Source organism: Pseudomonas sp. 05N434, assembly GCF_056396965.1.
The window spans coordinates 1-1,208 of record NZ_JBFTMK010000884.1 but is presented as its reverse complement, the minus strand read 5'-3'; the positions used below and the strand labels follow the sequence as shown (position 1 = coordinate 1,208).

Sequence of the window (1,208 nt, the reverse complement as noted above, 5' to 3'; positions counted from 1 at the left end):
GCTTCACCCAGCTCGGAACGCAAGCGGCCGCCGTCAAAAATCGGCAATGTAATCGCAGGTCCCACGCTGTAGTTGAGCTTCTTGCCGGTCAGGAACTCCAGCGCACCGCCGCCAGTGGCCATGTAACCGAGGCTGCCGACCAGATCGACGTTGGGGTAGAAGCCTGCGTGAGCGACATCGATGCCCCGCGCCTGGGCCGCCACTTGCCAGCGACTGGCAACCACGTCCGGGCGTTGACCGAGCAATTGCGCCGGCAGCGACGACGGTAACTTCAGCGCCGCCCCCAACGACAACGTCGGCCGTTGCAACTGCGCGCCCTCCCCCGGGCCCTTACCGGCCAAGGCTGCGAGCTGATTACGGCTGAGGGCGATTTCTTCGTCCAGCGCATCGAGTTGGCGATGGGTTTCCGGTAGCGGCGTTTCGGCCTGGCTGACTTCGAAGTGCGTGCCGATGCCACCGTCCAGGCGTTTTTGCGCCAGGTCGAGGATTTGTTGTTGCTGCTTCAAGGTGGCCGCGACGATGTCCCGTTGCGCGTAATGCAACGAGAGTTCGATGTAGGCGCGCACGATGTTGTTCTGCAATTCGAGCTGGGCCTGCCGTGCTTCGGCAGCGCTCATGTGCGCCATGTCCACCGCTCGCTCGGTGGCGTTGCTTTCGCGCCCCCAGAGGTCGAGGGCATAGCTGAAGCCCAGCGCGGCGTTGTTGTCCCAAGTGGTGGTGTTGGCCAACTCACCGGGGCCGTAGAACTGATCGGTGGGCCAGTTGTGGCGTTTGAGGGTCGACTGGCCATTGATCTGCAGCGACTCGGCGGACTCGGCAATACCCGCCATGGACCGGGCCTGACGCACCCGCGCGGCGGCCATGGCCATGTTCGGACTGTCTTGCAGGGCGAGGGAGATCCAGCGGTTCAGTTGCGGGTCGCCGTAGGCCTGCCACCATTGGGCGGTGGGCCAGTGAGCGTCCCGGGCGGCGCTCTGGATGGCTTCGTCGGTGGCCAGTGAATTGGCCTCCAGTGCCTTGCCTTGTGGGGCAATACCGCCGGTTCCGATGCAGCCGCTGATTGCCAGGGTTAAAGCCAAAACACTGAGCGTCTTGAGCGCTCTGTTGATGCGACGCGGCACTGCTGCAAATTCCTGAAAGGGGGGAGAGTCACGAGATCCTGTAGGAGCCGGCTTGCTGGCGATGGGAACGCCGCGGTCTATCTGAAG

1 protein-coding gene is annotated in these 1,208 nt (G+C 63.8%); it reads right to left on the bottom strand.

Going from position 1 to position 1,208, the window contains the following annotated elements:
- Nucleotides 1-1,121, bottom strand: a 1,121-nt coding sequence (locus AC1DLB_RS30405) for an efflux transporter outer membrane subunit (protein WP_477786332.1), incomplete at its 3' end; no start/stop codon positions are given.
- Between the last annotated feature and the right edge of the window lie 87 nt (nt 1,122-1,208).